Raw genomic sequence first — 3260 nt, 5'->3', positions numbered from 1 at the left:
GATGAAGGTCAACTTCTCATCGCCGGTGATCACAACATCAAATTTAGTTACAACGATGATATCTTATTCCACACGACCAATTTACCGCTTCACGAAAACGGCATGACCATCACGGCCTTTGATGCAAACGGAGAGACGCTGGCTTTTGAAACTTACTATTCCATTGGTGGGGGGTTCATCGCAACCGCTTCTGAACTGGAAAACAAAGGCAGCATTGTACCCACAGAAGTCGATCACCCTTTCAGCTCTGCGCAAGAAATGTTAGACACCGCCGAAAAACTGGGATTGAGCCTTGGCAGCATGATCTTAAAAAATGAACTGAAGTTTTTCGATGCTGACGAGATTGACGCCAAAACAGACCAAATTTGGAAAGTCATGTCTTTGTGTATGCAACGAGGGTTTGAGACCGAAGGAATTTTAGAAGGCGGCTTGAACGTAACACGACGTGCCCCTAACCTCTTAAAAAAACTGGAAGCAAACTCATCAATAGAACATGACCCAATGGAAATTTTGGATTGGGTGAACCTTTTTGCCTTTGCGGTGAGCGAAGATAACGCGGCGGGCGGGCAGGTGGTCACTTCACCAACCAACGGTGCCGCTGGCGTGATTCCTGCCGTCCTAATGTATTACCATCGATTTATTAAAGAGATCGACACTAAGCAGCTTAAAGATTTTCTTGCGGTTTCTGGGGCTATTGGGATTTTGTACAAAACCAATGCCTCTATCTCTGGTGCCGAAGTCGGTTGTCAGGGTGAAGTCGGTGTTTCTTCTTCCATGGCTGCGGCTGGGCTTACCGCGCTTAGAGGGGGAAGCAACGAACAAATGTGTATTGCTGCCGAGATTGCGATGGAACACTCTTTAGGAATGACCTGCGACCCTATCGGGGGGCTTGTTCAAGTGCCGTGTATTGAACGTAATGCAATGGGGGCTATGAAAGCGATTAATGCCTCTCGTATGGCCCTAAAACGAACCAGCAAGTGTTTAATCTCTCTCGACAAAGTGATTGAGACGATGTATGAAACAGGGAAGGACATGAACAGAAAGTACCGAGAAACATCACTAGGCGGTTTGGCAACCATTTATCAAGCGCCGCCTTGTGAATAAGTGATTCAACCCTAATTCTTCAATCAACGTCCACTTCTGTGGGCGTTTTTTCGTATTACAGCCCCTCCATAAGCACTCATTAATGAAATCATAGTTTTCATTAGCAGCCCTAACTCTAGAAGCAATCGTTTACTCAATAGATATAAAGGAAATAACGGTACTCACATTAGTAAAACGAATGCGAACATTAGAAAAAGTCGTGACTATCAAGCTCATTCTGCGATAATTGTGTCAAAATATTACACACTACCAATGATAAAATTGGCAGATGTTAACTCTAATACATCAACCAATAATGAGATATTTATGTGGAATAAACTCAATAAATCAATGATGTTCTGCCAAATGATGTTTGGCCTATCGTTCTATGGGGTCATGGTCATCTTGACTCGCTTTTTCTTAGAAGACTTGGGCTACAGTGAAGCCGATACCATGATGGTTGTCGGTGCCTTTTCATCCATTGGCCCATTGTTTGCGATCGCTGGCGGATTCATTGCCGACAAATTTTTAGGATCCTATCGATCCCTCACTATTTCTTACGGCACGTTTTCCATCGGATATATTTTGCTGATCCTTGGCGCATCGACTACAAATGTTCCAATGAGCTTAGTCGGTATCGCATTAGCAAGTTACGCTCGCGGATTGATGTCTCCTTCTTACCCAAGTTTATACAAACGCACTTTTTCTAGCGAAGAAGACTTCGAGAATGGTTACCCTGTCAACTACTCTGTGAACAATGTGGGTGCGCTATTGGGGCAATACTTGTTCCCGATGTTCGTGCTGGTTATTGGTTTTCACGGTAGCTTTATGTTATCTGCCGTCATGGCGGGCTTTGCGTTTATTACCCTGATTATCTTTAACAAGCAGCTCGTTAGCGTTGCCGCCGATATTGACCAAGCACCAGTAACAATGAAAAACTGGGTCGCTTTCTTCGCTCTTTCTACTGCAATGGTAGGCTTGGTATTCTTTATGTTCTCGAACATGGATATCGGTCAAAATATCGTTTATGCCATTGGCGCTGCCGCGATTTTGTACTTCATCTCATTAATGCTTAAGGCGAATAAGTCTGACGCCTTAAAAATGGGGACAATCCTGATCATGGTGGTCTTAACCACATGCTTCTTTGTTTACTATGGTCAAATGATGACCTCCATGACCATGGTAACCATCAACACCATGCGTGGCGACCTATTCGGCTTGATTCCTATCGCACCAGAGGCCTCAATGGCAATGAACCCTCTATGGTGTATAGTGGCAGGCCCAGTGATTGCGGTTACGTTCTCATCACTTGAAAAGCGTGGTGTCAGCTTCTCGACGGCCACCAAGATTGGTTTCTCATTTATCTGTACGGCGATCGCATTTGGTATTTTAACCATGGCAGTAATGGGTGTAGGTGAAGATGTGGTTATTCGACCTGAAGTGTTCTTAGTGATCCACTTCTTCCAAGCATTTGCAGAAGTCATTGTTGGTAGCTTAGTGGTGGCCTTTATCCTTTCTGTCGCACCTAAACACATCGAAAATTTCTCAGTAAGCCTATTCTCTGTTGCGATTGCACTAAGTGGTATTGTAGGAGCAGTGTTCTCAACCTCTATCGCACTGGAAAAAGGTCAGGAATTGACGCAAGAAATCGTACAAACGGTTTATGGCGATTACTTCCAACTATTAACCATTCTAGCCGTGGTGATGGTGGGTATTGCATTTATCTCATCGGTTATTATTCGTAAGATGCTTGCAGCAGCCAAAGAAGCTGAACAACCGGAACTGGTAGAAGCAAAGAGCTAAAAACCTGTTTCAATAAACACGCGGTTCCAGTAAGAAAAAAGCCCTAATCTACTGACTTAGGGCTTTTTTAATGGATTGTATTTGCTCATCTTGATCCCATTACCATGCACGCCTTTATCTAACAACGCTGCTATCAATACCGCTCATTAAAAGACGCTTTCAAGAACCTGAATAACGTTATACAGCGTCTGTTGTCCTGATGCCGTAAAAGTATAGGCATAGAGCATGATATTGGCTGCAATTGCACACCAAAAAAGAAAAAGTGACCAAGAATCTGAAGAATTAACCCAGCAAAATGGTTTTAAGCTGATGCAATGAATCAACCGTGTGGTGAGGCTCTATCCCTTCCACCGAGCAAACATTGTTGGAATTGA

Annotated in this window: 2 protein-coding genes; both read left to right on the top strand. The window is 43.8% G+C overall.

Annotated elements, in window-relative coordinates; all coding sequences use genetic code 11:
* Positions 1-1104 (top strand): L-serine ammonia-lyase (locus ACP45E_RS19600; RefSeq protein ID WP_069585452.1); only part of this gene is annotated, 1104 nt, incomplete at its 5' end.
* Positions 1105-1410: 306 nt separating this feature from the next.
* Positions 1411-2886 carry a peptide MFS transporter gene (locus tag ACP45E_RS19595; protein WP_017039078.1) on the top strand — a complete coding sequence of 492 codons (1476 nt, stop codon included), beginning with the start codon at positions 1411-1413 and terminating at the stop codon, positions 2884-2886.
* The last annotated feature ends 374 nt before the right edge of the window (positions 2887-3260 follow it).

This window comes from Vibrio genomosp. F10 str. 9ZD137 (genome assembly GCF_049974785.1).
In the GTDB taxonomy this organism is placed as follows: Bacteria; Pseudomonadota; Gammaproteobacteria; order Enterobacterales; family Vibrionaceae; genus Vibrio.
Note: the sequence above shows the minus strand (reverse complement) of the source record. Positions and strands in the feature narration are given on the sequence as shown.

Coding starts and splice junctions, on each gene's coding strand:
- ACP45E_RS19595 (WP_017039078.1), top strand. CDS start 1,411: ATGTGGAATAAACTCAATAAATCAATGATGTTCTGCCAAATGATGTTT.